At 59.0% G+C, this 12577-nt stretch carries 11 protein-coding genes; 6 read left to right on the forward strand and 5 right to left on the reverse strand.

Going from position 1 to position 12577, the window contains the following annotated elements:
* Positions 1–6 precede the first annotated feature (6 nt).
* From dinB to rlmM, 6 genes are all read left to right on the forward strand, one after another.
* A complete protein-coding gene (gene dinB, locus OKC28_RS07270) occupies positions 7–1059 on the forward strand; it encodes a DNA polymerase IV (protein ID WP_270688459.1) in 1053 nt (350 codons plus the stop codon).
* Between the two features lie 66 nt (positions 1060–1125).
* The gene (locus OKC28_RS07275; RefSeq protein WP_270688461.1) at positions 1126–3267 is read left to right on the forward strand and encodes a methyl-accepting chemotaxis protein; all 2142 of its coding nucleotides are present in this window, start codon (positions 1126–1128) and stop codon (positions 3265–3267) included.
* A gap of 282 nt (positions 3268–3549) precedes the next feature.
* Entirely contained in the window at positions 3550–4470 is a 921-nt protein-coding gene (locus tag OKC28_RS07280; RefSeq protein ID WP_005312000.1) for a transcriptional regulator GcvA, read from the forward strand.
* Positions 4463–5101 carry an alpha/beta fold hydrolase gene (locus OKC28_RS07285; protein WP_058393503.1) on the forward strand — a complete coding sequence of 213 codons (639 nt, stop codon included), beginning with the start codon at positions 4463–4465 and terminating at the stop codon, positions 5099–5101. Before OKC28_RS07280 ends, OKC28_RS07285 begins: the two co-directional genes overlap by 8 nt.
* Positions 5102–5133: 32 nt before the next feature.
* Entirely contained in the window at positions 5134–5520 is a 387-nt protein-coding gene (locus OKC28_RS07290; protein ID WP_005312004.1) for a DUF423 domain-containing protein, read from the forward strand.
* Positions 5513–6607 carry a 23S rRNA (cytidine(2498)-2'-O)-methyltransferase RlmM gene (gene rlmM / locus OKC28_RS07295; RefSeq protein WP_059112140.1) on the forward strand — a complete coding sequence of 365 codons (1095 nt, stop codon included), beginning with the start codon at positions 5513–5515 and terminating at the stop codon, positions 6605–6607. Before OKC28_RS07290 ends, rlmM begins: the two co-directional genes overlap by 8 nt.
* 84 nt (positions 6608–6691) lie before the next feature.
* On the opposite strand, the gene OKC28_RS07300 is transcribed toward rlmM, so the two are convergent.
* The 5 genes from OKC28_RS07300 to OKC28_RS07320 all read right to left on the reverse strand — a co-directional run bounded on the left by OKC28_RS07300 (position 6692) and on the right by OKC28_RS07320 (position 12528).
* Positions 6692–7135 carry a hypothetical protein gene (locus tag OKC28_RS07300; protein ID WP_270688464.1) on the reverse strand — a complete coding sequence of 148 codons (444 nt, stop codon included), beginning with the start codon at positions 7133–7135 and terminating at the stop codon, positions 6692–6694.
* Between the two features lie 121 nt (positions 7136–7256).
* On the reverse strand, positions 7257–8264 hold the full coding sequence (locus OKC28_RS07305; protein ID WP_270688466.1) for an isocitrate dehydrogenase: 1008 nt from the start codon (positions 8262–8264) through the stop codon (positions 7257–7259).
* A 164-nt stretch (positions 8265–8428) separates the two neighbouring features.
* On the reverse strand, positions 8429–9226 hold the full coding sequence (gene xni, locus OKC28_RS07310; RefSeq protein WP_270688467.1) for a flap endonuclease Xni: 798 nt from the start codon (positions 9224–9226) through the stop codon (positions 8429–8431).
* Positions 9227–9391: 165 nt separating this feature from the next.
* On the reverse strand, positions 9392–10747 hold the full coding sequence (gene ppnN / locus OKC28_RS07315; protein ID WP_270688469.1) for a nucleotide 5'-monophosphate nucleosidase PpnN: 1356 nt from the start codon (positions 10745–10747) through the stop codon (positions 9392–9394).
* 161 nt (positions 10748–10908) lie between these two features.
* On the reverse strand, positions 10909–12528 hold the full coding sequence (locus tag OKC28_RS07320; protein ID WP_270688471.1) for a GGDEF domain-containing protein: 1620 nt from the start codon (positions 12526–12528) through the stop codon (positions 10909–10911).
* Positions 12529–12577 lie beyond the last annotated feature (49 nt).

Here is a 12577-nt window from a genome sequence, read left to right on the forward strand (position 1 = left end):
AGTGGTATGCGCAAAATCATTCACATCGACATGGACTGCTTTTATGCGGCGGTAGAGATGCGGGACAATCCGGCTCTGCGGGACGTACCCTTGGCGATAGGGGGCTCCTCCGATCGGCGGGGGGTCATCTCGACCTGTAACTATGTGGCGCGCCGTTTCGGGGTGCGCTCCGCCATGCCGAGTGGCCTGGCCAAGAAGCTCTGCCCGCCGCTCGTACTCATACCGGGACGAATGGCGGTCTACAAGGAGACCTCCCGTCAGCTGCGCGCCATCTTCCTGCGTTACACCGAGCTGGTGGAGCCGCTTTCGCTGGACGAAGCCTACCTCGATGTCACCGACAGTAATTGCTGTGGTGGCAGTGCCACCCTGATGGCGGCCGAGATCCGCCAGGCCATAGTGACCGAACTGGGGTTGACCGCTTCGGCCGGGGTGGCACCGAACAAATTTCTGGCCAAACTCGCGTCGGAGCAGCGCAAACCCGACGGCCTGTTCGTGATCCGGCCAGAGGAGGTGGATGAGTTCGTGCGCCAGCTGCCTTTGGCCAAGTTGCCGGGGATTGGGCGCAAGACCGCCGAGCGGCTGGAGTCCCAGGGACTCTATTCGTGCGAGGATGCAAGAGTGCTCAGCAGTGATGAGCTGATCGCCCGGTTTGGCAAGTTGGGTGAGATGCTGACGGGCCGGATCTGGGGCCGTGATGATCAGCCGGTGCAGGCACAGCGGATCCGTAAAACCATTGGCGTGGAGACAACGCTGGACAGCGATGTGCTGGATGAAGCCGCCTGCTGGCAGGTACTGAGTCAGCTTATTCCCGAGCTGGAGCGTCGTTTTGCCGCTGGCTATGCCAGGGAGCAGTTGATGGGGCAGGGGATCAAGCTCAAGTTCGCCGATTTTCAGCAGACCACTGTCTATCGCCGTGGCGGCTATCAGCCCGAGCTGTTTCACGATCTGCTCCATGAGGGGCTGCTGCGGGCGCAGGGCAAACCCATTCGATTGCTCGGGCTGGTGGTGGGCCTGCCTCGTGACGGGGAAGTTAACCAGCTGAGCCTGGATTTCGCTTGATTAGGTTAAGTTTTTGTATCCAAAACCGATACACTGATCACATCTGTATGAGCTAGGAATGGTGGCATGAGTTTTCTTTCTGTTCAGGGGCGGATCACCCTGATCGCCGGTTGTTGTTTATTGGCCAGTGCCGGAGCCCTGGTTGCCTCTTCTCTTTATAGCGCCGCCCGGATGCAGGATCAGGTGCTGACCTCCACCACTGAGGAGGCGCAACGCTCGGCCGAAAACTGGATGAAGGCGATGGGATCCGAGCAGGCGGCCAAGGTCACCAGCTATCTGGATGAGGCCTATTTCCGTACCACTCTGCTGGCTCAGAGCATATTGTTTCAGCGCAAGAATGCGGCCGACAATTTTGGCTCCTCCGAGGCGCTGCGTGGTGCCGTCAATCAGCAGCTGCACGATGCGGCGGCGGCTTCCGCCAACCTGCTTGGTGTCTATGCGGTGTTCGAGCCCGATCAGCTGGATGGGGAGGACAGCAACTACCACGGTTCCAGCGAGCTGGGTGCTAATGACAAGGGACGCTTCTCCACTTACTGGGCCCGGGTAGACGGCAAGATTGAAGCTGAGGTGCAAGACGAATCCGTGCTGGCGGACGAGAGCCCCACGGCAGCAGGTGGCGTGGAGAACGACTGGTATCGTTGCAGCATTCGCAGCAAGGCGCTCTGCCTGCTCGAGCCCTACCTCGATGATGTGGGGTCGCAGAAGGTGCTGATGACCTCGGTGACAGTCCCTCTGCTGGAGCAGGAGACCCTGCTTGGCATGGTCGGGGTCGATATCTCGCTGGCGACCCTGCAAAGTCTGGTCAAGGAGATGGATCAGGCGCTGTACGACGGACAGGGCAAGGTATTGCTGGTCAGTCACGAAGGGCGAGCCGCCGGGGTGGATGGGTTTGACGTCACCCTGGGCAGCCCGTTGGGGCAGCAATATCAGGCGCTGGCTGGCGATCTGAAAGGCTGGATCGGCCAGGGGCAGACAATGACACGCTGGAGCCCTGACGGGACTCTGCTGCAAACTTTCGTGCCGGTCAGCATGCGCGGCACCGAGCACAAATGGGGCATCTATATTGAGCTTCCCCGCACCGTTGTGCTGGCCTCGGCCCGCCAGTTGCAAGACGATCTCTCCAACCAGGCCAATGGTAGCGTGATCACCCAGTTGGTGATTGGCGGCGTGATTTCGGTAGTTGCCTTGCTCTGCATCTGGCTGATGGCTCGTCAGATAGTAGCCCCCATTCGCGCCGTGGTGGCTCGCCTCAAGGACATAGCCACGGGGGAAGGAGACCTGACCCAGCGGATTGACCTGCATCGCGATGACGAGATTGGCGAGTTGGCCAAGTGGTTCAACAGCTTCCTCAACAAGTTGCAATCTACCATCAGTCAGGTAATTGATACCGTTGCGGGCACCCGCGCCAGTGCTGAGCAGGCGGCTCAGGTTGCCGAGCGCACCAGTGCCGGCATGCAGGCCCAGTATCAGGAGGTGGATCTGGTGGCGACTGCATTCGAGGAGCTCAGTGCTACTGCCTTGCAGGTGGCGGGCAACGCCAACTCGGCGGTGGCGGCGGCCAACCAGGCAGATACCTCGGCGCAGGAGGGCAAGTATGTGGTGGCCGATACCCAGGAGGCCATGCGCAAGTTGATGGCGGTGATCAGCGATGCCAAACCTGTGGTGGAGCGACTCGCCGCCAACAGCGACAACATCAACGACATACTGGTGGTGATCCAGGGGATCGCCGAGCAGACCAACCTGCTGGCGCTGAACGCCGCCATCGAGGCGGCGCGGGCCGGTGAACAGGGCCGTGGCTTCGCCGTGGTGGCTGACGAGGTGCGCAATCTGGCGGGGCGTACCCAGAATGCCATCGTCGAGATCCAGACCCTTATAGGGCAGCTTCAGTCCGGTACCGAGGCCGTGGTCAAGGCGATCATGACGGGTCACAGCCAGGCGGATGTGACGCTGACAAAAGTGGATCTGTCGGTCAGTGTGCTGGAGCAGATCATCCATGCGGTGGCGACCATTCATCAGATGAACGAGCAGATTGCCAGGGCGGCGCAGGAGCAGAGCGGGGTGGCGGACGAGATCAATCGCAACGTCAGCAACATTCGCGATGTGAGCCATACCATACGGGCCGAGGCGGCGACCTCCGCCGAAAATGGGCGCGAGTTGTCGGCGCTGGCGGACAAACAGCAGCAGCTGGTGGGGCAGTTCAAGGTATAGGATAAGAAAAAAGGCGCCATCCAACCGGAGGCGCCAAACACATTCAGATGACAGACTGGGTTAAATCGGTCCGATTTAAGCCCCTCTTCCCGCAGAGGAAGAAACACAACACCACAATCGCAGACCACTGACTCACAAAAATCACATGTAAACCAACATGGAAGAGAAAAAGTGAGCCATATGACAACGGATTGCGAAGCGAATTATGTTTATTCACTGGTCGACCCGCAACCGACAAATTATAATGCGGCCCATTAGAAAAACTCATCGTCGGCTGGTCTCATGTCTCGTCGTTTACCCCCGCTCAATGCCCTGAAAGCATTCGAAGCCGCGGCTCGTCACTTAAGCTTCACCCGGGCAGCGGAAGAGCTGTTTGTGACCCAGGCTGCCATCAGTCACCAGATCAAGGCGTTGGAAGAGTATCTCGGCATCAAGCTGTTTCGCCGCAAGAACCGCTCCTTGCTGTTGACCGAAGAGGGGCAGGGTTACTTCCTCGATATCAAAGACATCTTCACCTCCATCTCGGAGGCGACCGACAAGCTGTTGGCCCGCAGTGCCAAGGGGGCGCTCACCGTCAGCTTGCAGCCAAGTTTTGCCATCCAGTGGCTGGTGCCCAGACTAGTGAAGTTCAGCGAACGTCATCCGGACATAGACGTACGGATCAAGGCGGTGGACATGGACGAGGGGTCGCTGACCGACGATGTGGACGTGGCCATCTACTACGGCCGTGGCAACTGGCCTGGACTGCGTGCCGACAAGCTGCACACCGAATACCTGATCCCTGTCTGCTCGCCGCTGTTGCTGACCGGCCCCAAGCCACTGCGCACCCCGGATGACCTGATCCGCCACACCTTGTTGCACGATACCTCCCGCCGTGACTGGAAAGCCTGGTTTCGCCAGCTCGACATCGATGCGCCCAACGTCAATCAGGGGCCCATCTTCAGTCACTCCACCATGGTGATCCAGGCGGCGATCCACGGTCAGGGGGTGGCACTTGGTCACAGTGTGCTGGCCCAGCCAGAAATCGAAGCGGGGCGCCTTATCTGCCCGTTCGAGCAGGTGCTGGTGAGCAAGAATGCGTTCTACCTGGTATGCCAGGAGCAGCAGTCCGATCAGGGCAAGATAGTGGCCTTCCGCGACTGGATGCTGGAGCTGGTGGAGCAGGAAGAGGCTCGTCGCAGGGCACGGCTCGCCGATGCCTGATGTGATGAGAGAGGGGGCGAGTGATGCCCCCGTTCGCATTCTGCTGGCCCATGGCGCCGGGGCCGGCATGGAACACGCCTTTCTTTGCGAGCTGTCACGCCTGCTGGCGGGGCCCGATATCGAGGTAGTGCGTTTCAACTTTCCCTACATGACCAAGCGGGCCCAGGATGGCAAGCGCAGGCCGCCGGACAGGCAGCCGGTATTGCTCGACCATTGGCGCCAGATGGCGCAGCTGTTCGCTCACCCAAGGCTGTTCCTGGCGGGCAAGTCCATGGGGGGACGCATGGCGGCAGAGCTGTATGGCGAAGGTGGGGACGAGATGAATGCTGCAGGATTGCTCATTCTCGGGTATCCTTTCCACCCCCCGGCCAAGCCCGACCGCTGGCGGGGCGAGGTGCTCAAGCAGATCAAGACGCCGACCCTGCTGTTGCAAGGGGAGCGCGACACCTTCGGCACGCGCGCCGAACTGGCAGATTTTCCCTTCTCACCCCACGTATCGGTCCACTGGCTGACCGATGGTGACCATGGCTTCAAACCGCGAAAAGCCAGCGGCGTGAGCGAGCAGGAGAACCTGCAGCAGGCGGCTGATCATATCAGGTGCTTCATCGCGGCGACGCTGGCACAGGGCTGACGGTCGCGACGGAGAGAACGAGGAGGGTAAGAATGCAGATCCATCGACATTGGCTGGTACTGGCGGGTTTTTTTGGCCTGACGGCGACCATGCTGGGGGCTTATGGCGCCCACGGTCTGGCGGCGAGCGGTATTACGGCTTCGCAGCTGGCGGCGTTCAACACCGCCGTGCATTATCAGTTTTTTCACGCATTGGCCCTGCTGGTGCTGGGTTGGTGCGGTGTGCGCAGCAAGGTAATCACCTTCGCTGGCACCGCATTTTTGCTGGGGATCCTTGGATTCTGCGGCAGTATTTACGCCATGGTGCTGCTTGGCAGCAAGGGGCTGGGGCTCATTACCCCGGCTGGTGGCCTCTGTTTTATGTTGGGATGGGCGGCTCTGATATGGGCTGGCTGTCGTCTTGGAGGAAAAAATGAATAATCTGCTGCTTTATTGCCGCCCCGGTTTTGAGAAAGAGGCGGCGGCAGAGATCACCGAGCGTGCCAGTAACATGCAGTGCTACGGTTTCGCCCGGGTCAAGGACGACAGCGGTTATGTGATATTCGAGTTGTATGACGAGGAGCAGGCCGATCTGCTGGCGCGCAAGTTGCCATTCAGAGAGCTTATCTTCATCCGTCAGATGCTGGTGGTGACCCACGAGCTGAAGGATCTGGATGTGGCTGATCGGATCTCGCCCATCATAGAAGCGACTCGCGAATACACCATCTGTGGCGATCTGCGAGTTGAAACCGCCGATACCAACGAAGCGAAAGAGCTGTCGGCCTTCTGCCGCAAGTTCACTGTGCCGCTTCGTCAGGCCCTGCGCAGCAAGGAGCTGCTGACCAAGAAAGAGACGCCGCACCGTCCGGTGTTCCACGCCTTTTTCATGGCCAACGATCACCTGTTGCTGGGGTATTCCTACTCGTTCAACAACTCCGAATTCCACATGGGCATTCCCCGTCTGCGCTGCCCGCCGGATGCACCGAGCCGATCCAGCCTCAAGCTGGAAGAGGCCTTCTATGTGTTCGTACCGCGGGAAGAGTGGGACCTGCGCCTCACCTCCGGCATGAAAGCGGTCGATCTGGGCGCCTGCCCGGGTGGCTGGACCCATCAGCTGGTGCGTCGCGGCATGATGGTGACAGCGGTGGATAACGGCACCATGGCCCAGTCCTTGATGGATACCGGTCAGGTGAAGCACCTGCGTGATGATGGTTTTGTGTGGCGCCCCAGCAAGAAGAATATCTACTGGCTGGTGTGCGACATGGTGGAGAAGCCGGCGCGGGTTGTTCACATGATCGCTGACTGGTTCCGCGAGAACGACTGTCAGGAGGCCATGTTCAACCTCAAGCTGCCGATGAAGAAGCGTTACGCCGAAGCGGTACACAACATAGAGGTGTTGCGCGGCCTGCTCAAGGAGGTAGACAACGCCTTCGTCATTCAGGCCAAGCAGCTCTATCACGATCGCGAAGAGATCACGGTACACGTCTACAACAAGTACTGGGTCTCCAAGCTGGAAGCCAAGGAGTGACATCCGGCCCCTTGCCGTGAGCAGAAAAAAGACCGATGGCAGCGATGCCGTCGGTCTTTTGCTATCTGTGCCATGCAGCCAGTGTCAGAAGCGGTAGTCGAGACGCAGGGATGATTCGTCATCCGTGACTTTGAGCTCTATCTGCAGGGGAATGCTCTTGTCGACCGGATTGAACTGCAACTTGACCCCATCCCCTCTGAGTTTGATGGCCGTATTCATGCCAGCAGCCTTGAACTTGATCCTGGGTTTGTGGTGCTCAAAGGAGAGGCTCACGCTCTTCTCTGCCGTCAAATTCAGCTTCTGGTATGCGGTAACCTGCTGGTTGCCGTCGCTGTCCGTCATGATGTCTACCCCGAAGGAGAGCGGTTTGGGCGCCTTGAGCAGATCATTGGTATCCAGACTGGAACGCCATACCTGACTGACGGGCTGCGACTGGGCTGCCGGAAGCTGCTTCCAGGCATTTTCGACCGGTCTGTCTACTGCCATGACGCTGCTGCTGATCAGCAACAGGGGAAAAATAGCGCGCATAATGGATCTCCTTATCCCTTATGCATTGAACATAGTAGCCAATTGACTAGGCGGGTAGCGTGCCGCGAGATAAAACAAGGGGAGCCTGAGCTCCCCTTTTAAATCAATGAATTAAGATGAATTACAAACGGTCTATGATGGATTGGATGAACTCGCTGGTAGAGGCGGTCCCCCCGAGATCACGGGTCACGCGATCACCGGATTCGATGGTGGCGCGCACTGCCTCACGGATGCGCTCAGCCTTGTCCTGCATGCCCAGGTATTCCAGCATCTGGATGGAGGCGAGGATCACCGAGGTCGGGTTGGCGATGTTCTTGCCTGCGATATCCGGCGCAGAGCCATGCACCGCTTCGAAGATGGCGGCGCCATCGCCGATGTTGGCACCAGGTGCCATGCCCAGACCGCCCACCAGACCGGCGCACAAATCCGAGAGGATGTCGCCAAACAGGTTGGTGGTGACCATGACATCGAACCGCTCCGGGTACATCACCAGGTTCATGCAGGCGGCATCGACAATCATCTCTTCGCTCTGGATATCCGGGTAGCGAGCGGCGACATCGCGGGCCACTTCCAGAAACAGGCCAGAGGTGGACTTGAGAATGTTGGCCTTGTGGATGATGGTCACTTTCTTGCGTCCTTCCTGGCGGGCCAGTTCGAAGGCAAACTTGACGATGCGTTCTGCCCCGTCGCGGGTAACGATACTCATCGCCTCGGCGCTATTGTTGTCATCACTGCGCTTCTGGCCGGCGCCCGAGTACATCCCTTCGGTGTTCTCGCGCACTGTGATGATATCGATGTTCTCGTAACGACTCTTGGTGCCTTTGAAGGAGATGACGGGGCGGACGTTGGCGTAGAGGTTGAATTTTTTGCGCAGGGAGACGTTGATGGAGGTGAAGCCGCCGCCGACCGGGGTGGTGAGCGGGCCTTTCAGGCTGACCTTGTTCTTCTCGATCAGATCCAGGGTTGCCTGGGGCAGCAGCTCGCCGTGCTTCTCCAGCGCGACCAGACCGGCATCCGCATACTCGTATTCGAAGTCACAACCGGCGTGGGTCAGGATCTGGATGGCGGATTCGATGATGCTGGGGCCAATGCCGTCGCCCGGGATGACGGTAATCTTTCTTTTTGACATGAGAGGTATCCACTTCTAGGGAACAGAGGGGGAGGATTCGGCCGTTTTATACCATTTATACAACTAACCATCCATGTTTCTTTACATTCTATCTGTTTTTGTCAACAGCAAGGGTGAGTCCCGTCATGATTGGCAGGATTGCTGGTCAATGGGGGAAGCCGCTGTCATGCCTCTCTCTCGGGTGCTGGGGGATAGCGTATTTCCCGCAAGTTGAAACCCAGGGGAATATCACGCTGCAGCCGGACCAGACGCTGGGCCAGCAGAGCATCGTCCTGATACTGGCGCAGCTTGAGCAAGGGCTTGCTGGCCTCCTCCTGTTGGCAGGCTGCGAGCAGCGCCGACAGGCTGCCATATTGCTGCAGCAATTGGGTCGCCGTCTTGGGGCCTATGCCGGGCACCCCCTTGATATTGGATCCGCTGATGCCGGTCAGGGCCCAGAAATCCACCAGCTGGGCCGGTGCCACGCCATATTGTTGCTCGACGAAGGCGGCATCCAGCCAGCGTTTGTTGAAATAGTCTCTGATCTGGATCTGCGGGCAGATGAGCTGACAGAACCCTTTGTCGGTAGAGATGATGGTGGCCCTTGCCCCGTTCTGGGCGATGCCGCTGGCCAGGGTGGCGATGAGATCGTCCGCCTCATCGGTCTGGGAGAGCAAAGCGTCTACGCCACACTCCCAGAAGGCATCCTGCAGCGTGTTCAGACCTTCACGCAGCTCCACCGGCATGGGGGTTCGCCCCTCCTTGTAGGCCGGGTAGACCTCTTTGCGCCAGCTGTGTATCTCGCCGTCGAATACCGCTATGACGTGGGTCGGCTCGCTGCCCGTCAGCAGCTTGCGGCAGGTATTGATGAGATTGGCACGGGTGGCGATGAGCGCCTGGGCCGGGGTCAGCGCCTGCTGAGCTTGCACCGCGTGCAGACGGCGGATGAGGTTGAGGGCATCGATGATAAGCAGGTGTGGCATGGGGGACTCTTGGCAGTCAGGACGCGCCATTGTAACAACTGGCAGCCTTGATGACAGTGTTCAGGTGGTGCCAGAGCGTCAGAGGCTCATACAGATGGCAAAAGGAAGGGGCGCTGGTGCGCCCCTCGTGTCATGTTGTCGCTGGTCACCGGCGACTAACAGCCCTTAACGAACTATCTCGTAACAGGGTACGTATTGGGTGCCAGGCAGTTTCATGCGCTGTTGTTTGACGAAGCTCTCCAGCAGCTTGTCCATCAGGTGCATCAGTTCCTTATCGCCGTGCAGCTTGAAGGGGCCCTTCTTCTCGATGGCGCGTATGCCCCCTTCCTTCACGTTACCGGCGACGATGCCGGAAAAGGCACGGCGCAGGTTGGCTGCCAGCAATTGGGGCGGCTGGTTGCGATGCAGATCCAGGCTGGCCATGCTGGCGTGATCCGGCTCGAACGGCAGCTGGAACTCGGGCTCGATCTTGAGGGACCAGTTGAAGGAGTAGGCATCGCCGACCGATTTGCGATATTCGCGAATTTTCGGCATCGCTTCCTTCATCGCCCGGGCCACTTCCGGCGCATCGCCGACGATGATCCGGTAGAGGCTGGTAGCGGGTTCGCCCAGGGTAGCCTTGACGAAGTCATCGATGGCGCGGAAGTAATCGGCGCTCTCTTTCGGACCGGTCAGGATAATCGGCATGGGTTGGCGCTCGTTGGCCGGATGCATCATGATGCCGAGCAGATAGAGCAGCTCTTCGGCCGTGCCGACCCCGCCCGGGAATATGATGATGCCGTGGCCCAGACGCACGAAAGCCTCCAGCCGTTTCTCGATATCCGGCAGTATCACCAGCTCGTTGACGATGGGGTTAGGCGGCTCGGCGGCAATGATCGAAGGTTCGGTCAGACCTATGTAGCGGCCATTGCGTACCCGCTGCTTGGCGTGGCCGACGGCGCCCCCCTTCATGGGCCCTTCCATGGCACCCGGACCGCAACCGGTACAGATGTTGAGCTCGCGCAATCCCAGCTCGCTGCCGACCTCGCGGGTGTACTGGTATTCAATGGGGTTGATGGAGTGGCCGCCCCAGCAGACCACCAGATTGGGATCCGCCCCCGGCAGGATCGCCTTGGCGTTGCGCAGTATGGCGAACACCACGTTGGTGATATGGGTGGAGCTGGTCAGGTTGACCAGTCGGTTCGACTCCAGCTGGGTCGACACATAGAGGATGTCGCGCAGCACGGAGAAGAGGTGCTCCTGAATGCCACGGATGATCTCGCCATCCACAAAGGCATGCTCGGGGGCATTGAACAGTTCGAGTTTGACCCCGCGCTCGCGCCGGATCACATGGATATCAAAGGATTTGAAACGCTCCAGTATCTCTTTGGAGCTGTCGGTATGGCTACCTGAGTTGAGCACCGCCAGCGAGCAGTTGCGAAACAGTTGATAGATATCGCTGGAAGCAGTCTGTTTGAGGCGATCCACCTCGAGTTGTGACAGCAAGTCCATGCTGCCCACAGGATTGATGTGCGTAATCATAAGTTCCCCTTTCACTCGCTTGTTATCGTTGTGCTTTTCCCTGGGGAGAAAACGGGATGCCATGTGGCATCCCTTGAATTTGATAGTAGATGTAAGCGGTAGGGCAGGGGAATAGGGGAGAAGTGCGTTTGCTGCTTTTTTAGCCGCAGCTCAGCCCGCATTCAGGCCAGGTTGACCTGATCCCGACCCGAGTGCTTGGAGCTGTAGAGCGCCTTGTCGGCTCGCTCGAACGCATCCGTGGTGTGATCCCCTTCCCGAAACAGGGTGGCACCGATGGAGATGGTGATCTCGACCCTGGCATCCCGAAAACGGAACGGAATGCTCTTGATGGTCTGGCGCAGTGTCTCCAGCGGCTTCTGGTATTTGTCCGGGTTGATGTTCGGCAGCAGCACCACGAACTCCTCACCGCCAAAGCGGGCGATGAAGTCGGTATCGCGCAGGGCGCCCTGCAGTGCCTTGGCCACCACTTTCAACGCCTTGTCACCGGCCATGTGGCCATAGTTGTCATTGATGTTCTTGAAGTGATCAATGTCTATGATGGCCAGACAGAGCGGGGTGTTGTAGCGCAGCCAGCGCTTGTATTCGAGTTCGAGCCGCTCGTCCAGCGCCGCCCGGTTATGCACCTGGGTCAGACTGTCGAGGAACAATTTGTGTTTCTGGATGGTGAGCCGCTTCTTGTACTCTGCGGTCTCCTCCTTCATCAGCCGCAGCTTGGCCTCCATGGTGGAGAGGCGGGTGAGCAGGTGGCGCTCACGGGTAGCCATGGCTTCCCTGTCCTGCAGCAGCATGTTGATGGCACCCATATGGCCCGAGATGGCATCCTTGAGCTCGCCGAAGGTGTCGTGGCTGGCCAGGGTATGGTCGAGGGCTCGCAGTTCCTTGTCGATGGCCTGACGGGTATCGTGAGTGGCGCTTTGCAGGGCGCGCCCTTCGTCGAGGGATTCGGTGAAGCTGAAATGCACCGCAGAGAGGCTCTCGTTGAGGGTGCTCAGGAAAGCCTGGGAGGATTTTCGCTCCTCGCGGGTGCCCTCAATGATGAGCTCTATTACCTGCAGGCAGATCTCCGCCAGCAGCGGCGGCGTGATGCCATTGAGCAACTGGCGGCGGATATCCGCCAGACTCTCGCCAACGGCGCCGGCAAAATCCAGCTCTGTGATGAGCCGCTGCAACTCGTCGGCGATATGGGCGTGAGCCTTGGCGTCAAACGGGATAGCAGGCTCAGGGGACGAGAGCTCTGTGATGGCCATGGCCTGCACGCTGGCGGCGGGCGCCGGGGCTAGCAGGGGCTGGGTCGGCAGCAGCTGGATCTTGATGGCCTGCTGGTAAAACTCCAGCAAGCGGATCACTTTCTTTTGATGGTCGCCGATGCCATAGCCATCCGGGCTTGCCAGAAACTCCTTGAGGGACTTGCGGGTATCCTCCGGGAAGCCCTTGATGGATTTGAGTTGTTTGGTGCCAAGGTCGATGGCGGACTTGGTCAGGCTGATGGACTCTTCCAGCGCATTGCCATGTTGCTGCAACAGCTTTTCGATGACGGCGAGGTCGGCATCCAGCGAGGAGAGCGGCGGATTGCCGTCGAGTTTTTGCTTGAGCTTGGCGAGCTTGTTGTCCAGCTCCCTGTCATGGCCACGACAGGCTTGCATCAATTTACCGATGAACTGGATGCTGCGGGCTCGCTCTGCATCGGAAAAAGTGACTATGCCGTCTAGCTCCAGCTGCTTTTGCTGAAGGGATTCCCTGAGTCTGGCCAATTGTCCTGCTACGGCAGCGATATCATTCATTATTCAGGTCGCCCTGTTGTCATTATCGTTTTTGTGTTGGATAGCAACG

Origin of the sequence: Aeromonas sp. D3 (genome assembly GCF_027705025.1) — a bacterium.
Classification (GTDB): Bacteria; Pseudomonadota; Gammaproteobacteria; order Enterobacterales; family Aeromonadaceae; genus Aeromonas; species Aeromonas salmonicida.

Excerpts from the sequence above, each read along its gene's own strand:
- OKC28_RS07280 (WP_005312000.1), top strand. The coding sequence starts at position 3,550 with ATGTCTCGTCGTTTACCCCCGCTCAATGCCCTGAAAGCATTCGAAGCC.
- OKC28_RS07320 (WP_270688471.1), bottom strand. The coding sequence starts at position 12,528 with ATGAATGATATCGCTGCCGTAGCAGGACAATTGGCCAGACTCAGGGAA.
- ppnN (WP_270688469.1), bottom strand. The coding sequence starts at position 10,747 with ATGATTACGCACATCAATCCTGTGGGCAGCATGGACTTGCTGTCACAA.
- OKC28_RS07305 (WP_270688466.1), bottom strand. The coding sequence starts at position 8,264 with ATGTCAAAAAGAAAGATTACCGTCATCCCGGGCGACGGCATTGGCCCC.
- xni (WP_270688467.1), bottom strand. The coding sequence starts at position 9,226 with ATGCCACACCTGCTTATCATCGATGCCCTCAACCTCATCCGCCGTCTG.
- OKC28_RS07275 (WP_270688461.1), top strand. The coding sequence starts at position 1,126 with ATGAGTTTTCTTTCTGTTCAGGGGCGGATCACCCTGATCGCCGGTTGT.
- OKC28_RS07285 (WP_058393503.1), top strand. The coding sequence starts at position 4,463 with ATGCCTGATGTGATGAGAGAGGGGGCGAGTGATGCCCCCGTTCGCATT.
- OKC28_RS07290 (WP_005312004.1), top strand. The coding sequence starts at position 5,134 with ATGCAGATCCATCGACATTGGCTGGTACTGGCGGGTTTTTTTGGCCTG.
- dinB (WP_270688459.1), top strand. The coding sequence starts at position 7 with ATGCGCAAAATCATTCACATCGACATGGACTGCTTTTATGCGGCGGTA.
- OKC28_RS07300 (WP_270688464.1), bottom strand. The coding sequence starts at position 7,135 with ATGCGCGCTATTTTTCCCCTGTTGCTGATCAGCAGCAGCGTCATGGCA.
- rlmM (WP_059112140.1), top strand. The coding sequence starts at position 5,513 with ATGAATAATCTGCTGCTTTATTGCCGCCCCGGTTTTGAGAAAGAGGCG.